Origin of the sequence: Streptococcus sp. FSL K6-1323, from assembly GCF_038630745.1 — a bacterium.
Taxonomy (GTDB): Bacteria; Bacillota; Bacilli; order Lactobacillales; family Streptococcaceae; genus Streptococcus; species Streptococcus salivarius_D.
In genome coordinates this window covers 582,169-600,351 of record NZ_CP152039.1, presented here as the reverse complement: position 1 = coordinate 600,351, position 18,183 = coordinate 582,169, and the positions used below count along the sequence as shown (strand labels likewise).

Here is an 18,183-nt window from a genome sequence, read left to right as displayed (position 1 = left end):
TTAATCAATTTCAAGACCACCAGTATAGAGTCGGTAGTAGGTACCACCTTGTTCCATAAGGCTGTCGTGGTCACCACGTTCAATGATTCGTCCGTGGTCCATAACCATGATAACGTCAGAGTTGACGATGGTTGAAAGACGGTGGGCAATAACGAAAACCGTACGTCCTTCCATAAGACGGTCCATCCCCTCTTGCACCATTTTTTCGGTACGAGAGTCAATAGAGGATGTCGCCTCGTCAAGGATAAGAACCGGTGCATTGGCAAGGGCAGCACGCGCAATGGCGATAAGCTGACGTTGCCCGTTAGACAAGCCTGCACCGTCATCTGTCAGAACAGTGTCATACCCATTATCCAGGTGTTGCACAAAGGAATCCACGTTAGCAATACGGGCAGCTTCAAGAATTTCCTCGCGTGTCGCATCGGAACGGCCATAGGCAATATTTTCAGCGATAGTCCCTGTGAAGAGATGGGTATCTTGAAGCACGATACCAAGCGAGCGACGAAGAGAATCTTTCTCAATCAGCTTGACATCAATACCATCATAAGTAATCACACCAGATTGGATATCGTAGAAACGGTTAATCAAGTTGGTAATCGTCGTCTTACCAGCACCTGTCGCACCGACAAAGGCAACCTTTTGCCCCTTGTCTGCATAGAGATTAACGTCATGAAGGATTTGTTTCTTACCATCGTAAGAGAAATCAACGTCTTGGAAGACCACATTTCCGACCAACTCGACCAATTCGTAGTCGCCATTTGGACGTGGGTGTTTCCAAGCCCAGAGATTGGTTTTCTTGTCTGTCACAACCATTTGACCATCTACCAATTCGTAGTTGACCAAAGTGACCTTACCTTGGTCAACTTCTTCTGGCTCATCCAAGAGGTCAAAGATACGGTCAGCACCTGCAAGTGCCATAAGAACAAAGTTCAGTTGTTGAGAGACCTGAGTAATAGGACCGTTGAAGGAACGGTTCAATTGTAGGAAGGCCATGAGACCACCGATAGTCAAACCACCAACACCATTAAGGGCAAAGAGTCCACCAACCAAGGCGGTCAAAACAAAGGAAACATTTCCTAAGTTCCCAAGAATTGGCATGAGAACATTGGCATAGCGGTTGGCCAAGTAAGAAGATTCAAAGAGTTGCTCGTTAATCTTGTCAAAATCAGCCATGCTTTCTTCTTCGTGAACAAAGGCCTTGACCACTTTTTGACCTGACATCATTTCTTCAATGAAGCCATTTTCAATCCCAAGATTCTTTTGTTGTTCACCAAAGTAACGCCCTGATTTGGCTGATACATTCTTGATGACCATAAACATGATGCCTACCATGACTAGGACCACGATAAAGAGAAGAGGACTAACCGTAAGCATGGTCACAGTCACCCCAATCAAGGTAATGGCCGTTTGTAGCAACTGTGGAATGGATTGCTCAACAGCCTGACGGAGGGCATCGATGTCGTTGGTGTAGATAGACATGATGTCACCGTGTTGGTGAGTGTCAAAGTAGCGAACAGGGAGCTTTTGCATGCGAGCAAAGAGCTGATTACGAAGGGAACGCAGAGAATCTTGCGAAATCGTCGCCATGAGGAGTGATGACACATAGTTGGCAATCACACCGATAAGACAGAAGACAGCCACTGAAGTCAAGAAATGTAAAAGCGGACCAAAGTCATGGCTACCAGATTTGAGCATGGGTTGAACATAAACGTCAACCAAGGACTGAATAGAAGCCGTCAAATTGACCGTTGCCAAGGAAGCAACCACAATAAGGACAAAGGCGATAGAAAGTGAAAGTTTGTAGTCTTGCCACAAAAAGCGTAGAAGACGTGCTAGAGAGCCCCAATTAGCTTTTTTCTTATTCTGCATCTGCTACTCCTTTCCCTTGTGTTTGCATCTTGTAGACGTCACGATAAATGGCATTGTTAGCCACCAATTCATCGTGGGTACCAATAGCATCGATACGGCCATCATCCATAACAACGATACGGTCTGCATCTTGGATGGATGAAATACGTTGACCGATGATAATCTTGGTTGTATCCTTAAGACTTGATGCCAAACCTTGACGAATCAAACTATCTGTCTTGGTATCAACCGCTGATGTTGAATCATCCAGAATCAAGATTTTTGGATTCATGAGGAGGGCACGTGCGATACAAAGACGTTGACGTTGTCCCCCTGAGACATTGGCACCACCACGTTCAATCTTGGTGTCATAGCCATCCTTAAACTCTTGGATAAATTCATCAGCTTGGGCAATCTTACAAGCTTCAATGATTTCCTCATCTGTTGCCTGTTTATTTCCCCAACGCATATTTTCCTTAATGGTTCCTGAGAAAAGGACGTTGGTTTGAAGCACCATGGCAACTTGCTTACGCAAGCTATCCAAATCATAATCCTTAACATCGTGGCCAGCAACCTTAACTTGACCTGCCTCCACATCATAAAGACGAGGAATGAGCTGAACCAAACTTGATTTCCCAGAACCTGTTCCACCAAGGATACCGATAACCTCACCAGACTTAATATCAAGCGAAATATCTTTGAGAACATGGGTCTTGTCACCATTTTCATCAGTATATGAGAAATCTACATGATCAAAGCTGATAGAACCATCTGTGACTTCAGTCAAGCCATTTTCAGGTGAAACAATGGTTGATTCAGTATTAAGCACTTCATTGATACGCTCTACAGAAGCCATAGAGATAGACAACATGACAAAGATCATCATGAACATCATAAGTGAGATTAGGATAGTCATGGTGTAACTGAACATGGAAGTCAATTCACCTGTAGATAGCTTGCCGATAACGATAAGATGAGCACCAAACCAGGAAATCATGAGAAAGGACGCATACATAGACAACATCATGGCTGGGTTAGACATGATAACCACACGAATAGCACGCATGAACATCTTGTAAATGCGGCGTGAAGCTTTCTTGAACTTATCTGTCTCTTCCTGCTCTTTAACGTAGGATTTCACCACACGCATGTTAGTGATATTTTCCTTGATACTGTTATTGAGGTTGTCATAAGCCTCAAACACTTGAGTAAAAAGAGGGTATACGATTTTGGTAATAATAGCCAAAACCAGACCAAGGAAGAGTGTCACACCAACGAAAATCCAAGCCATTTCGCCATTAATCAGGAAACTTGCTGCAATGGCAAAGATCAGATTAAGTGGTGCACGTACACAGATGCGGATAATCATCTGGTAAGAGTTCTGTACGTTGGTAACATCAGTCATCATACGTGTTACCAAACCACCAGCTGAGAACTTATCGATATTTTCAAAAGAGAAGGTTTGAACCTTTTTGAAAATGGCTTGACGTAGATTCTTGGCAAATCCAGCAGAGGCAAAGGCCGCATAGCGTGCCGACTGCATCCCACAGAAAAGCGACAGAAAGGCACAGACCAACATGAGACCACCATAGAGCCAAATGTTAGACATGTTAGATTGCTGGACACCTTTGTCCAAAAGATTGGCCATGACAAAGGGAATGGAAATCTCAAACATGACTTCTAGCGTCATAAAGAGGGACGCTAGGATTGAGGGTTTCTTGTATTCCTTTATCTGGGCGATCAGGGTTTGAAACATAATTACCTCCGTTTTTTATTCTTTTTTCTTTTGATATTTTTCTTTTTTGATGCTTTCTTAAGTGATGGCGGACGTCAGCGACCGACTCAGTCGTTCCATGACTAGTTATCGAGCCAAAGTCTCGATAACTCCGCTTTCTATAACTGCTTTTGCAGTTATAGAAATATCATCACGGTGAAAGCATCGTTCCTGAGCAGAGCGAACCGTCGAATTGTGAGCAACTTCGAACAAGTGCAAATAGGTTCAGAATGGTCTCGACCACGGCGAAAAATATCGTCTACTCTAGGCAGAGCAAAGCATAAAACTAAGAGTCTTATGCTTATCATTTATCTATAAAAGAACGGTCATACCCTTTTGAGAGCATACAAAAGCCCCTGAGGGCAGACCCTAGGGATTTTTTCGTTCTCATATATATGTCATTAGTATAGGTTAAATTGAGTAAAATTGCAAGTACAATGTCATTTCACTAACATTTGTAAGCATTTTATGATGTTTGATAAAAATATCGCTCTAAAACCTGCTTATTTTTCACAAACTTATCATAAATGTTCGTAAATTAAAGCCAAACGTAGCAGAAATTTGTTTTCTGTTCCTATTTATAATAGACTAACACTAACATTAGATGAAAAGGTGACTCTATGACTATAAACCAACTGCTTCAAAAGCTAGAGCCTACTAGCCCTATTCTTCAAGCTAACTTTGGAATTGAACGCGAAAGTCTTCGTGTCGATAGACAGGGAAAATTAGCACATACGCCTCACCCTTCTTGCCTAGGAGCTCGAAGTTTCCACCCTTATATTCAAACAGATTTTTGTGAGTTGCAAATGGAGCTCATCACACCAGTTGCTAAATCTACCACTGAGGCTCGTCGTTTTCTTGGAGCCATTACCGATGTAGCTGGACGTTCCATCAGTAAAGATGAACTTCTCTGGCCCTTGTCCATGCCACCTCGTATCAAGGCCCAAGAAATCCAAGTTGCCCAACTGGAAAATGAATTCGAACGCCATTATCGCAACTACTTGGCCGAAAAATACGGAACTAAACTACAAGCTATCTCAGGTATCCACTATAATATGGAACTAGGAAAAGATTTGGTTGAGGCCCTATTCAAAGAAAGCGACCAGACTGATATGATTGCTTTCAAGAACGCCCTCTATCTTAAGCTGGCTCAGAACTATTTGCGCTACCGTTGGGGGATTACCTATCTCTTTGGTGCTGCACCTGTTGCTGAGCAAGGTTTCTTCGACCAAGAAGTGCCAGAACCCGTTCGTTCCTTCCGTAACAGTGACCATGGTTATGTCAATAAGGAAGAAATCCAAGTATCCTTTGCAAGCCTAGAAGATTATGTCTCTGCCATCGAACGCTATATCGAACAAGGAGATTTGATTGCGGAGAAAGAATTTTACTCAGCTGTTCGTTTCCGTGGACAAAAAGTTAATCGCTCCTTCCTTGACAAGGGAATCACCTATCTGGAATTCCGTAACTTCGACCTCAACCCCTTTGAGCGTATCGGTATTAGCCAAACTACCATGGATACCGTACACCTACTCCTTCTGGCCTTCCTCTGGATGGATGCCCCTGAAAATGTCGATCAGGCTCTGGCCCAAGGTCACGCGCTAAATGAAAAAATCGCCCTCTCTCATCCTTTAGAACCTCTACCTTCTGAAGCTGAAACTCAGAACATTACGACAGCTCTGGACCAACTGGTGCAACATTTTGGACTAGGTGACTATCATCAAGGTTTGGTCAAACAAGTTAAAGATGCCTTTGCAGATCCTAGTCAGACACTAGCAGCCCAACTCTTACCTCATATCAAAGACAAGTCCCTTGCTGACTTTGCCCTTGACAAGGCTCTTGCCTATCATGATTACGACTGGACTGCCCACTATGCTCTTAAGGGTTATGAGGAGATGGAACTTTCTACTCAGATGCTACTCTTTGATGCCATTCAAAAAGGTATCCATTTTGAAATCCTAGATGAGCAGGATCAATTCCTTAAACTCTGGCATAAAGATCATGTTGAGTACGTCAAAAATGGTAACATGACCTCAAAAGACAACTATGTAGTACCTCTTGCCATGGCTAATAAAACCGTGACCAAAAAAATTCTGGCTAATGCCGGCTTCCCTGTTCCTGCTGGTGACGAATTTACCAGTCTGGAACAAGGTCTAGCCTATTATCCTCTTATCAAGGACAAGCAAATTGTGGTTAAACCAAAATCAACCAACTTTGGTCTGGGCATTTCCATTTTCCAAGAGCCTGCCAGCCTTGATAACTATAAGAAAGCCCTCGAGATTGCCTTTGCAGAAGATACAGCTGTTCTTGTTGAAGAATTTATCCCAGGAACCGAATACCGTTTCTTCATTCTGGATGGGCGTTGTGAGGCTGTCCTCCTTCGCGTTGCTGCCAATGTTGTTGGTGATGGCAAACACACCATTCGTGAATTGGTCGCTCAGAAAAATGCCAATCCATTGCGAGGACGTGATCACCGCTCACCACTTGAAATCATTGCGCTAGGAGACATTGAACAACTGATGTTAACGCAACAGGGTTATACCCCTGATGATATTCTCCCAGAAGGGAAAAAGGTCAATCTACGTCGTAACTCAAACATTTCTACGGGTGGTGACTCTATTGATGTCACTGAGACCATGGATTCCTCTTACCAAGAACTAGCTGCAGCTATGGCAACTAGTATGGGAGCCTGGGCTTGTGGGGTTGACCTCATTATTCCAGATAAAACCCAACCTGCTAGCAAAGAAAACCCTCATTGTACCTGCATCGAGCTCAACTTTAACCCTTCTATGTATATGCACACCTACTGTGCTGAAGGACCTGGACAAGCTATCACTCCTAAAATCTTAGACAAGCTTTTTCCAGAAGTTGCCACAAATCAAAACTAAAACTTAAATCTTAGGAGCAAACAAATCACCTTTATCTCGAGATAAAGGTGATTTGTTTTATTAACCAAACTCTCCTGCTTCTTCCTCAGGATGCGTTTCCATGTACTGGATATGTTGTATATAGGCATCTTGAGCCTGATTGAAGGCTTCCTGATTACTGTAAGGATAATCTATGTAAAAGAGGTCCCGCCAGCCATTCAAGTTTTGACTATTGTAGAAACCTTGAATCTTTGTGGGAAGAAACTCTTTGTTGTAGCTAATCCGCAACTTGAGTAGGGTCTTATCCTGAAACTGAGTTATGATACTGTTGGAGGTTTCTTGGCCTTCCAAACTAGTCCAAACCTTATTCAGAACAATGTCCTGACTATAGTGATTAGCTTTTATGCGATTTTTGTCCACTGGGAGCTTCTGGGTCGCCTCTAAAAGGTAGGACACCTCTCCTTGAAAATAAGCCTCAATGGTCAAATCTCCAAGACTTGAGCCAAATAATAGGCCATCCTTAATAGCAATGTTTGATCCAAAAAGTCTTTGGCCAGACACATCAAAGGACATCCCCTCATCCTGCCCGTAGAGCTTGATGGCATAGGCATCCCTTACACGATAGAAATTTTTAGCGACAAGAACACTATCAAGGGTTTCAGTCTTTTTTGTCTCCACCTTGGGGCTTGTAGGTTTCTTGGTAAAAGCTGTCAAACCCATTAAGCACAAGATGAGAGCGAATATAATCAAGGTAAGCATTGTAGACCTGGAGCCGGTCTTCAGCTTTAACTTGTCTCCATGTTTCAAGGTCTTTCAAGCCTCCTTTTTTAACAATATCAGCATAGCGCCCACCATTTAAGACATTCTTGGGATTTTTCCACTTCCTAACCATCTTGCGTCTAATCGCATTGTCAGCAGGATGACGAACGTCGAGATAGGTATGGCTATTATTGAGATAGGCTGGTAGGTCAGCATTCAAGCCCTTAGACAGCCCATAGTTAGCAGAATCCGTATCGGCAATGTCAGCGCCAGCTTCAATCTTATAATGCTTAGGATTAGAGTCGATGCTACCGTCTTTCCTTTTCTTGTAGACATTCCACTCAGAAACAAATCTCCCCGTATCCATATTGACAATAAACTCAATAAAACGGGAATTGCTAACTCCATAAGGGCCAATGACACTGGTCTGAGGTAGCTGAATTTTCATGTTCTGCGGATAGGTAAAGTCTCCCAAGCTTCGATTATGATAGGAAGCACCTGTTGTGTAATCCAGATGAATCTTCTTGTCCTTGCTGTAGGCCAGAAGCTTATCTAAATCCGTCTTGCCCTTGTAGTTGGTCCTAATATAGTCCATGGACTGCTTATCAATCCATGACCTAAAAAGGTGGAGCTTGATACCTAAGTCATCCACACCTAGGCCTAGATCCGTCTGATAGGTCTCCATAATAGCCTCACGGAAGTAACTATAAAAAGGACTGGTTGGCTCTAGCTTCTTAGAAAATTTATAACCTGACTTCCCTAACTGGAGGAACTGGTACTTGTCCACATAAACCTGCATGTGCTCCATAACCAAATTGAGCTTGTCATGATTAGGGAGTTGAGAAGCTTGGAAAAAGGACGTATAGGTATCTGAGCCCACTTCCTTACTTTCTTGGTCAATGTCCTGTAAAACCTTATCTAACTGGGTCAAGGAAGTCTTTTTCATCTTACTTCTGACCTGAGCCACATAGGCCGGCTTAATGCCCTGATCCCAGTGGTCACGAGTCATAATCGCGTCTGCTTTTTGTGAAATCAAGGTCAATCGTTTTTGATAAGACGCGTCCTCCAAGGCCAGCTTTAAAGCCTTCGATGGCGTCGCTTCAACCACAGATAAATCACCGTAGATATCTGCCTTTAGGACAAGATTTACCTGCATATCATAGGAATGATTGATATGGAGAACGAGGTGAATCTTCCCATCTTCCTTCCTAACAGACAAAGCATCGAGTTGATAGGATTGGATAACCCCAGCCTGACTAAGTGCCAGTCTATCTATATTTTCCAAAGAATCTTGATAGATATAGGAAATCTCAGGGTCTTTGACCTTCTTTACCAAAGAGTCATTTCGCTGTCGATTGAAAACCACAAGACCAAGTATGAGGATTACAGCCAGGGCACTTGCCAGATACTGTAAAATTACTTTCTTCATAGTACTTCCATTATAGCATAGGAGGGCAAAATATTCTGAAAACGATTGGCAAACGTTAAAAACAAATGAAAAACAGGCCGACTAAGACCTGTTTGAATGGATAGTTTATAAATCGCTCAAGCGACGATGTTTAATACTAAAATCAAAATAAGCATTTTCCTGAAGTTTGTGGAATATGTCTCTGTAGGCTTTTTCGTCAAAGTGATCGCCGCGATAGAGAATTTCAAAACTCAAGCCCTCATATTCCAAGAAGGCATTGGAAGTCTTAAAACCATTACGCTTATAGAAATCCCAACGCGCCGCACGTTGCTCAGGATTGTCATTAGGTTCATCCAAGCGCTCTACTTCCAAGACCATAGAACGTGATGGTCCATAAAAGTCCACCAGTTTATCAATAATCTCACTTCCGTAGCCATGACTCCTCATTTGAGGTACGATGGCGAAGAAGCTCACATAAAAAACTTTGGCATTGTAGAGAACTGAGGCAAATCCAACAAAATCATCCTCGTCATAAAAGGCAAAGAAATGATAATCATCATGACCATCCAATTGTAAAAACTCACTTAATGGAATACGTTCTTCTTCTGGAAAGGCCTCGTTATTTAAGCGCTCTACCCTATCTAATTCTGGAAACTCTTTGGTAATTAATTGGCTGCGTAAAGCCATAAATTTTCCCCCTTTTTCTGATGCTTATACCTATAGGTCATTATAACATCTTGATAAGTAAGTGCAAGTTTTAAGGGCTTGGATTAAGCTAGGGACAAACTCCTACTGTAACAGACACTCTAAATGCTGCTTATCTGTCTCAGTCATCTCTCTTCTTAAAAAAATAAAAGACAACGACCATTTCTAGTCGCTATCTTTTTTGTGATTCATAAGCTATCGCCTATTTTTTCAATTCCCAAATTTCTTTAGCATACTCTGTAATCGTATCATCCGAAGTGAATTTATGAGATTTAGCAATATTAGCCAAGCTCATACGTGCCCACTTGTCATGATCACGATAAAGTGCATCGATTTTCTCTTGAGCTTCTACATAAGCAGCGAAGTCTTCCAAGAGGAAGTACTCATCGTTGTGGGTGATGAGGGCTTCGTAAATTTCAGTACCTTCAGCTTGAGCATTTGGAATCGTACCGTTAACAAAAGTATCGACGACACGACGAATGACTGTGTTATTTTCATAAACTGCACGAGAGTAGTAATCGTGACGTGCATAGTGTTCATAAACTTCGTCCTTGTCCATACCGAAGATAACAACATTCTCATCGCTTACTTCGTCCTTGATTTCAATGTTGGCACCGTCAAGTGTTGCCAAGGTAATAGCACCAGTCATCATGAATTTCATGTTTGAGGTACCAGATGCTTCTTTAGAAGCCAATGAGATTTGTTCAGAGACATCTGCTGCTGGAATGATAAGTTCCGCAAGGCTGACACGGTAGTTTTCAAGGAAGACCACTTTAAGTTTTCCTTGGAGGCTTTCATCATTGTTAACAAGATTGGCAACTTCGTTGATAAGTTTGATAACAGATTTAGCGAAGTGATAACCAGGGGCAGCTTTGGCACCAAAGATGAATACACGAGGTACCATGTCTTTATCTGGATTATCTTTCAGATCCCAATAAAGTTTGATGATGTGGAGAAGGTTAAGCAATTGACGTTTGTAAGCGTGAAGACGTTTCACTTGAACATCAAAGATAGCATCTGTAGACACTTCTACGCCTGTTGTTTCTTTGATGTAGTCTGCCAAACGTTGTTTAGCAGTCTTCTTAACTTGATAGAACTGGTTCAAGACTTCCTTGTCATCCAAGTAAGTTGTAAGATTTTCAAGCTCATGGATGTCGTTACGCCAACCATCACCAATCACGTCATCAATGGCTGCTGAAAGTTCAGGAGCTGCAATTTGTGTCCAACGACGTTGAACGATACCATTTGTCTTGTTATTGAATTTTTCAGGATAAATAGTATAGAAATCGTGAAGTGTATCTTCTTTAAGAAGTTCGGTATGAAGTTTGGCAACCCCGTTAACTGAGTGACCACCGATGATAGCCAAGTTAGCCATATGAACTTGACCATCCTTAACGATACGAGTACGTTCGATAACATCCGCAGCAATACCACGTCCAGCCATTTCAGCAATGTAACGGTTGTCGATTTCCAAGATGATTTGGTAAACACGTGGAAGGACACGTTTGAAGAGCTGTTGATCCCATTTTTCAAGGGCTTCTTGAAGAATAGTGTGGTTAGTGTAGCTCATAGTCTTAACAGTCGCATTCCAAGCATCTTCCCATGAAAGACCATATTCATCAAGGAGAAGACGCATGAATTCAGCTGGTGCAACCGCAGGGTGGGTATCATTGATGTGAACAGATACTTTTTCGTGGATATCTTTCAATGGCAAGCCCATCTTGAGGTAAGATTTGATGATTGTTTGGAGACCGGCACTTGTCATAAAGTACTCTTGAACCAAACGCAATTTTTTACCTTCAATTGTTGAATCATCTGGATAAAGAATGGCAGTAATATCTTTCACACGACGGCGTGCTTCCAATGTTGGGTAATCCAACTCATATTCTTCAGGAATTTCAACATCCCAAAGGCGAAGATTGTTAATCACACCATTTTTATAACCAATTTGCGGCACATCATAAGGTACGGCACGAAGGACTTGAGCATTCTTATAAGTTGGGACAAAGCGACCATCTTCATTGCTTTCAAGAACTACATCACCAAAGAGTTTCACATAGACAATATCGTGGTCTTTACGTGTTTCCCAAACATTACCTGTAGAACCAAACCAACCATCTGGTAATTCCACCTGGTAACCATCAACAATACGTTGTTTAAATAGTCCATAGCGGTAACGAAGACCGTTACCAAAACCAGGATAACCAGTAGTCGCAAGTGAATCCATGAAGGCAGCAGCCAAACGACCAAGACCACCATTACCAAGTGCCATGTCATGCTCAGCTTCTACAACTTCACGGAAGTCAATATCAAGTTCTGCGAATCCCTCTTTAACAAGGTCAAGAATACCAAGGTTGAGAAGGTTAGTTTCCAACATACGACCTGGAAGAAATTCAATCGAGAAGTAGTAAGCAATTTTTTCTTGATTGTCTGAAAGTGCATGGTTACGTTCAATCCATGTATTTGTGTAATATTTACGGATCAAACCAGCCAAGGCAGTAAAAATCTCCGTTGGTGTGGCCTTAGCAACTTTAATCAACTGCTCTTGATGGAGAGTATCCTTAAAGTCACGGATGAATTGTTCTTTTGTTAAATTTTCGAGTTGCATAGAAATCCTTTCTTACTACTTCCTTATCTTCAATACACTTCTTACAGGTATCTATTCAGATAAGAGGGAATTGGAAATTTTACTCAAACTTCCAAACCTTGCCAGACAAGATTCGAAACAGACATTTCAAAATCTTTATTTACAAAACTGTCAAAACAGTCAATTATATTATAACACGATTAGAGTTATTCTTCTATTCAGACTTTTAGACGCTTTCTCTATAATCTCTGCCAAGCAAAACTTAGGGGCTAAATAATTTTAGAAGCGTTTTCAAACGCTTTACACGAAGATAACTTTTCCCTTGCGAGAAAAGTTATCTTTGGAATTATACTAATTGTTTGTACAAATCAACATATGCCAAACTTGCTGTATCCCATGAGAAGTCACGTGTCATCGCATTGTGCTGGAGTTGTTTCCAAGCATCAGCGTTGTTTTCGTAAACATCGAGAGCTTTTTCAAGGGTTTGAACCATCCAGTAACCTGAGAAGTTACCAAATGAGAAGCCTGTACCTGAGCCTGTCACAGGGTTGTAAGGTTCAACGGTGTCACGAAGACCACCAACCTCACTAACCACTGGCAAGGTACCATAGCGCATAGACATCATTTGAGAGAGGCCACATGGTTCAAAGGCTGAAGGCATAAGGAAAATGTCACAACCAGCATAAATTTGTTGAGCCAACTCTAAGTTGAAAGTAATGTTGGCAGACATTTTTTCTGGGTAAGCATGAGCGAACCAAGAGAAAGAATTCTCATAGTCGCTATAACCAGTACCCAAAAGAACAATCTGAACATCATGTTGCAAGATGTTGTGAAGTTCATTTACCACCAAATCGAAACCTTTTTGGTCAGTCAAACGAGAGACAATACCAATCAATGGAACGTCTTCACGAACTGGAAGTCCAACACGATCTTGAAGAGCTGCCTTGTCTTTGGCTTTACCTGACAAATCATCCACTGAGAAATGATAAGGAATGTGAGTATCTGTTTCTGGATCAAGGAGGTCCGTATCGATACCATTAACAATACCAGATAACTTACCAGATTCCATGCGCATGATTTGATCAAGGCCTTTACCAAATTCAGGTGTTTGGATTTCACCAGCATATGATGGTGAAACTGTTGTGACACGGTCTGCGTAAAGAACAGCTGCTTTCATCCAGTTGAGGCAATCATTCCAACGGAGGGTACCATCAGCATAACGCTCGTAACCAACACCAAAGATTTCCCAAAGCATACCACTGTCAAATTGACCTTGGAACTCAATATTGTGGATAGTGAAGACTGTCTTAATACCTTGGTAAGCTTGAATCCAATGGTATTTTTCCTTAAGAAGGAATGGAATCATGCCTGTGTGGTAGTCATGAGCATGGAGAATATCTGGAATAAAGTCCACTTTTTCCATCAACTCAAGGGCAGCCATTTGGAAGAAGCCGAAACGCTCACCATCGTCCCACTCACCGTATACCGTACCACGGTTGAAATACTGCTCATTATCAATGAAGTAGAAAGTCACACCATCGCGAACGATTTTCTTGATGCCGACATATTGACGACGCCAACCAACATTTGTATAGAAGAAGCCAAGGTCTTCAACCTGATCGCCAAATTTAGCCGAAACCACATCATAATATGGGAGAATTACGGCAACTTCGTGACCATTTTTGACTAGAGATTTAGGAAGAGCACCGATAACGTCACCCAAACCGCCAGTTTTAGCGAAAGGAGCACCCTCTGCTGCTACAAATAAAATTTTCATCGTACAATATCCTCTGTTACAACGCTACCTTTTTTGATGACAACTGGGTTGTTTTCTGTACCTCGAATCGTAACACCTTCAGCAATTTCAACACCTTTATCCACAATAGCGTATTCAACTGTCGCGCCCTTGGCAACTTTAACACGTGGGAAGAGAATTGAATGGCTCACACTAGAACCTTCAGACAAATCAACATTACGTGAAATCACTGAGTTCTCAACTTTTCCTCGTACAATCGAACCAGATGCAAATTGTGAAAGCTTAACTTCTGAAGAGTCTGAATAGTATGTTGGCTCTTCATTTTTAACTTTTGTATAAACTTTTTGGTTTGGTGCAAAAAGTTTATAGAATTTGTGTGATTCCAACATATCCAAGTTAGCATCAAAGTATGCTTTCACTGAGTGGATATTTGAAAGGTAACCAGTGTACTCGTAAGCAAAAGCATTTTCAGCAACTGCCAAATCACGAAGTACATAACGAAGCTTACGTGGTTCTTCTTTAGCTGCTTCTTCTTCCAATTTTGCAATCAAGAATGGTGTATCCACAACAAAGATGTCTGTAGACATATTGTAAGCTTCTTTATCTCCACCCTGGAAGAGCTCATGGCTAAGCACTTTGTCAGATTCATCAATTTCCAAAATGCTGTTTACATCTGAAATGAGTTCTTTAGGAAGTTTTTTGTAGACCACAGTAACTTTTTGTTCTGTTGTATTGTGGAGGTGGAAAACTTGGTTAAGATCAATGTTGACCAAAACATCACTGTTAAGCGCTACCGTTTGGTCTGAACCTGAACGTTTAAGGTAAGTCAAAATTTGACGATAGTATTCTTCATCAACAGTTGAACTTTCAACTGGAGTGTTATAAATACCAAGGTAGTAGTGGCTGAGGAGTGTTGACAAGCCCCACTCACGACCTGAACGAATGTGGTCGAAAACAGAACTGATGTTTTCGTTTTGGAAGATACCAAAGACGCTACGGATACCAGCGTTAGCCAAGTTAGACAATGGGAAGTCGATGAGGCGATATTTTCCACCAAATGGTAGGGTGGCAATAGGACGGTGCTCAGTCAAACCATCCATGTCATGGAATCCTACGGTATTTCCTAGAATTGCAGAATATTTATCAATCTTCATCTTTTGGTACCCCCACTACTTCATTGTATCCTACGACTTGCACTTCTTCTGTACCGTCAATTTCCACACCCTCAGAAATGTGTGCACCTTCACCGATAATAGCACGTTTAATTTTTGCACCTTTACCAATGACTGCACCACTCATGATTACTGAATCCTCAACAACTGCTCCTTCACGGATTTGCGCACTTGTTGAAAGCACAGAATGTTTAACAGTTCCATCAACTATTGAACCGTCGACTACAAGGGAATCCTCAACATGGGCATGTTCACCAAAGAAGTTTGGTGGAGCAATCACGTTACGTGAGTAAATTTTCCATTGACGGTTACGACTATCCAAGGCATTTTCAGGAGAAATGTACTCCATGTTTGCTTCCCAAAGGGATTCGATGGTACCTACGTCTTTCCAATAGCCTTCAAATTCATAAGCAAAGACGCTTTCACCTGTTTCAAGATAAGCTGGGATAACGTTCTTACCAAAGTCTGACATATCAACGGCACTCTTTTCAGCTGAAACCAACATGTTGCGAAGACGTTTCCAGTCAAAGATGTAAATACCCATTGATGCCTTAGTTGATTTAGGATTTTCAGGTTTTTCTTCAAATTCGACGATACGGTTATTAGCGTCAGTGTTCATGATACCGAAACGGCTAGCTTCCTTAAGTGGTACATCAAGAACTGCTACAGTAAGACTCGCGTTGTTGTCTTTGTGTGCTTGGAGCATATCATCATAGTCCATCTTGTAAATATGGTCACCAGACAAGATTAAAACGTATTCAGGATTGATGCTGTCGATATAGTCAATGTTTTGGTAAATAGCGTGGCTGGTACCTTCAAACCAACGATTACCTTCACTAGCTGAGTAAGGTTGAAGAATTGATACACCAGAGTTAACACCATCCAAGCCCCAACTTGAACCATTTCCGATATGGTTGTTCAAAGCAAGTGGTTGATACTGTGTAATGACACCAACATTGTTAATCCCTGAATTGGCACAGTTTGACAAACCAAAGTCAATGATACGGTAGCGTCCACCAAACTGAACAGCTGGTTTGGCAATACTTTGGGTCAATTTTCCAAGACGAGTTCCTTGCCCACCAGCAAGGATCAAAGCCAACATTTCATTTTTCATGAATAGTCCCCCTCATGATTTTTAGTTTCATCCCAAAAAGGATGACGAGATAATCAGTCGAAACTGATTATGACAATTAAAGTAAGTTTTTCACTAATAGTAACAGTTCGAAAATCAAAAGCATCTTAGAATTGTGATTTTCTATCTATCACCCCGAAAAACAAATCGTGTACACGTTTAAGTCTACCCTTTATTTCAAACGACGTTTTACACGCCAGATACTTGCTCCTAGAGCAGGTAGGGTGAAGCTAAGGGTATTTTCATAGTCCTTCCACTTCGCTTTTTGGGTACGGGTTTCAGGATTTCCTTCTTTCCAAACGCCACCGAATTCTTCCATCTCAGTGTTAAGCACTTCTTGGTAGATACCAGCTACTGGCAATCCAATAGTGAAGTTTTGACGTTCCACTGGAGCTAGGTTGAAGACACAGACGAGGAAGTCACCCTTATCGCCTTTATCATCTTTACGAATGAAGGAAAGAACACTTTCAGCACGGTTATCCGCATCGATAATCTCAATACCATCGTAAGAATCATCAATCTGCCAGAGAGATTTATGGTCCTTGTAGAAAACATTCATATGGCTAGTAAAGGCCTGCATCTTCTGGTTCATCTCATCTTCAAGATTACCCCATTCGAGTTGATAATCAAACTTCCACTCCAAGAATTGACCAAACTCAGAACCCATAAAGAGCAATTTCTTACCTGGGTGACAGAGTTGGTAAGCATAGAGGTTACGAAGACCAGCAAATTGATTATAGCGGTCACCCCACATCTTATGCATCATGCTCTTCTTACCATGAACCACTTCATCATGTGAGAAAGGTAGAACATAGTTTTCATTGAAGCAATACATGAAACTGAAGGTCATCAGATTGAAGTCATACTGACGGTAAACTGGATCTTCTGCGTAGAATTTGAGGATATCGTTCATCCAACCCATATTCCATTTGAAGTCGAAACCTAGACCACCTTCTTCAATCGGTTGGGTGATTGGCGTTGCTGCAGTTGATTCTTCCGCAACCATCATAACATCTGGATAGCGTTTTTTAATTTCACGATTGAGTTTTTGAAGGAAGCCGTAGCCTTCCAAGTTACGATTTCCACCGTCCTTGTTAGGCATCCATGGACCTTCATCATAGTCCAAATAGAGCATGTTAGATACTGCATCCACTCGGATACCATCGATATGATAATTTTCAATCCAGTAAAGAGCACTTGAAATAAGGAAAGACTGAACTTGATTTTTTCCTAAGTCAAAGTTAAGTGCGCCCCAACGATAGTTATGAGCTCGATCATGATCCTGATATTCGAAAGTTGGTGTACCATCGAAGTAGGCCAAAGCATCGTCATTCTGTGTATAGTGACCTGGGACCCAGTCTACCAAGACACCGATATTATTCTGGTGACATGCTTCTACGAAATCTTGAAATTCTTCTGGTGTGCCATAGGTATGCTCAAAAGCAAAGTAACCCATAAGCTGGTAACCCCAACTCATCCCAAGAGGATGAGCCATGAGTGGCATGAATTCCACGTGGGTATAGTTCATCTCAACCAAATATGGAATCAACTCTTCTTTCAATTCTTTGAAAGTATAAGGTTGACCATCCTCTTTTAGTTTCCAAGATGATGCATGAGCTTCATAGATATTAACCGGACGTTTTTGGAAACCAAAGCGTTTACGACGACCCATCCAAAGGCCATCCTTCCACTTCTTAGTTTTCTTCTTACGAATCACAGCTCCTGTTCCAGGACGAGGCTCTAAGTAAGTCGCAAAAGGATCCATCTTTTCGACGACTTGACCTCCCTTACGTTTCACCAAGAACTTATAGAGTTGTCCTTCCTCTGGGAGAGCTGAAGTTGCCTCCCAAACACCGATATGGTTTTTGGTCATATCCAGAGGTTCATCAAACCAACCTGTGAAATCTCCAATTACCTGAATCTGCTCAGCATGAGGGGCCCACACACGGAAGATAAAACCTTCTTCTCCCTCTAATTCATGCACACCCAAATAATTCTGAAGGTGGAAGTTCTCACCTGTTCCAAATGTGTACATGGCTTCATCGAGATTCATACCATCACTCCTTTCTTAAACTAGCCTTGATAGTTCTAACTATCAAGAAATTAAAACATTGAAATATATGTAAATACACTAGAAAACCCTTCAGACCGATAGGGCTTACAAGTAAACAAAACCAC

At 41.7% G+C, this 18,183-nt stretch carries 11 protein-coding genes; 1 reads left to right on the top strand and 10 read right to left on the bottom strand.

The features are described from left to right. Together NST80_RS03020 and NST80_RS03015 are read right to left on the bottom strand one after the other, a co-directional pair. Positions 1-1,869 (bottom strand): ABC transporter ATP-binding protein, encoded by a 1,869-nt coding sequence (locus NST80_RS03020; protein ID WP_183138130.1) that lies wholly within the window; start codon positions 1,867-1,869, stop codon positions 1-3. Further along, complete coding sequence (locus tag NST80_RS03015; protein ID WP_002886878.1) at positions 1,859-3,604, bottom strand: ABC transporter ATP-binding protein; 1,746 nt, start codon at positions 3,602-3,604, stop codon at positions 1,859-1,861. The genes NST80_RS03020 and NST80_RS03015 overlap by 11 nt, the downstream gene beginning before the upstream one ends. Before the next feature lie 638 nt (positions 3,605-4,242). On the opposite strand from NST80_RS03015, the gene gshAB reads away from it, so the two are divergent. Then, a complete protein-coding gene (gene gshAB / locus NST80_RS03010; protein WP_045772237.1) occupies positions 4,243-6,507 on the top strand; it encodes a bifunctional glutamate--cysteine ligase GshA/glutathione synthetase GshB in 2,265 nt (754 codons plus the stop codon). A 60-nt stretch (positions 6,508-6,567) separates the two neighbouring features. Here gshAB and NST80_RS03005 read toward each other — a convergent pair whose 3' ends face one another. From NST80_RS03005 to glgB, 8 genes are all read right to left on the bottom strand, one after another. After that, positions 6,568-7,164 (bottom strand): hypothetical protein, encoded by a 597-nt coding sequence (locus NST80_RS03005; RefSeq protein WP_045772236.1) that lies wholly within the window; start codon positions 7,162-7,164, stop codon positions 6,568-6,570. Further along, positions 7,145-8,674, bottom strand: a complete 1,530-nt coding sequence (locus NST80_RS03000) for a DUF1310 family protein (RefSeq protein ID WP_045772235.1) — start codon at positions 8,672-8,674, stop codon at positions 7,145-7,147. Before NST80_RS03000 ends, NST80_RS03005 begins: the two co-directional genes overlap by 20 nt. Before the next feature lie 105 nt (positions 8,675-8,779). Further along, a complete protein-coding gene (locus NST80_RS02995) occupies positions 8,780-9,340 on the bottom strand; it encodes a GNAT family N-acetyltransferase (RefSeq protein ID WP_013990248.1) in 561 nt (186 codons plus the stop codon). Between the two features lie 220 nt (positions 9,341-9,560). Beyond that, on the bottom strand, positions 9,561-11,966 hold the full coding sequence (locus NST80_RS02990) for a glycogen/starch/alpha-glucan phosphorylase (RefSeq protein ID WP_002886873.1): 2,406 nt from the start codon (positions 11,964-11,966) through the stop codon (positions 9,561-9,563). Positions 11,967-12,291: 325 nt separating this feature from the next. Continuing rightward, positions 12,292-13,722 (bottom strand): glycogen synthase GlgA, encoded by a 1,431-nt coding sequence (gene glgA / locus NST80_RS02985; protein ID WP_002886872.1) that lies wholly within the window; start codon positions 13,720-13,722, stop codon positions 12,292-12,294. Beyond that, positions 13,719-14,855 (bottom strand): glucose-1-phosphate adenylyltransferase subunit GlgD, encoded by a 1,137-nt coding sequence (gene glgD / locus NST80_RS02980; RefSeq protein ID WP_002886871.1) that lies wholly within the window; start codon positions 14,853-14,855, stop codon positions 13,719-13,721. Before glgD ends, glgA begins: the two co-directional genes overlap by 4 nt. Then, a complete protein-coding gene (locus tag NST80_RS02975) occupies positions 14,845-15,987 on the bottom strand; it encodes a glucose-1-phosphate adenylyltransferase (RefSeq protein WP_002886870.1) in 1,143 nt (380 codons plus the stop codon). Before NST80_RS02975 ends, glgD begins: the two co-directional genes overlap by 11 nt. Positions 15,988-16,177: 190 nt before the next feature. Beyond that, a complete protein-coding gene (glgB, locus tag NST80_RS02970; protein ID WP_118172123.1) occupies positions 16,178-18,058 on the bottom strand; it encodes a 1,4-alpha-glucan branching protein GlgB in 1,881 nt (626 codons plus the stop codon). Positions 18,059-18,183: the final 125 nt, after the last annotated feature.

Bases quoted from the DNA above. Each gene is read 5' to 3' on its own strand.
- glgD (WP_002886871.1), bottom strand. From the start codon at position 14,855: ATGAAGATTGATAAATATTCTGCAATTCTAGGAAATACCGTAGGATTC.
- glgB (WP_118172123.1), bottom strand. From the start codon at position 18,058: ATGAATCTCGATGAAGCCATGTACACATTTGGAACAGGTGAGAACTTC.
- gshAB (WP_045772237.1), top strand. From the start codon at position 4,243: ATGACTATAAACCAACTGCTTCAAAAGCTAGAGCCTACTAGCCCTATT.
- NST80_RS02995 (WP_013990248.1), bottom strand. From the start codon at position 9,340: ATGGCTTTACGCAGCCAATTAATTACCAAAGAGTTTCCAGAATTAGAT.
- glgA (WP_002886872.1), bottom strand. From the start codon at position 13,722: ATGAAAATTTTATTTGTAGCAGCAGAGGGTGCTCCTTTCGCTAAAACT.
- NST80_RS03000 (WP_045772235.1), bottom strand. From the start codon at position 8,674: ATGAAGAAAGTAATTTTACAGTATCTGGCAAGTGCCCTGGCTGTAATC.
- NST80_RS02975 (WP_002886870.1), bottom strand. From the start codon at position 15,987: ATGAAAAATGAAATGTTGGCTTTGATCCTTGCTGGTGGGCAAGGAACT.
- NST80_RS03015 (WP_002886878.1), bottom strand. From the start codon at position 3,604: ATGTTTCAAACCCTGATCGCCCAGATAAAGGAATACAAGAAACCCTCA.
- NST80_RS02990 (WP_002886873.1), bottom strand. From the start codon at position 11,966: ATGCAACTCGAAAATTTAACAAAAGAACAATTCATCCGTGACTTTAAG.
- NST80_RS03020 (WP_183138130.1), bottom strand. From the start codon at position 1,869: ATGCAGAATAAGAAAAAAGCTAATTGGGGCTCTCTAGCACGTCTTCTA.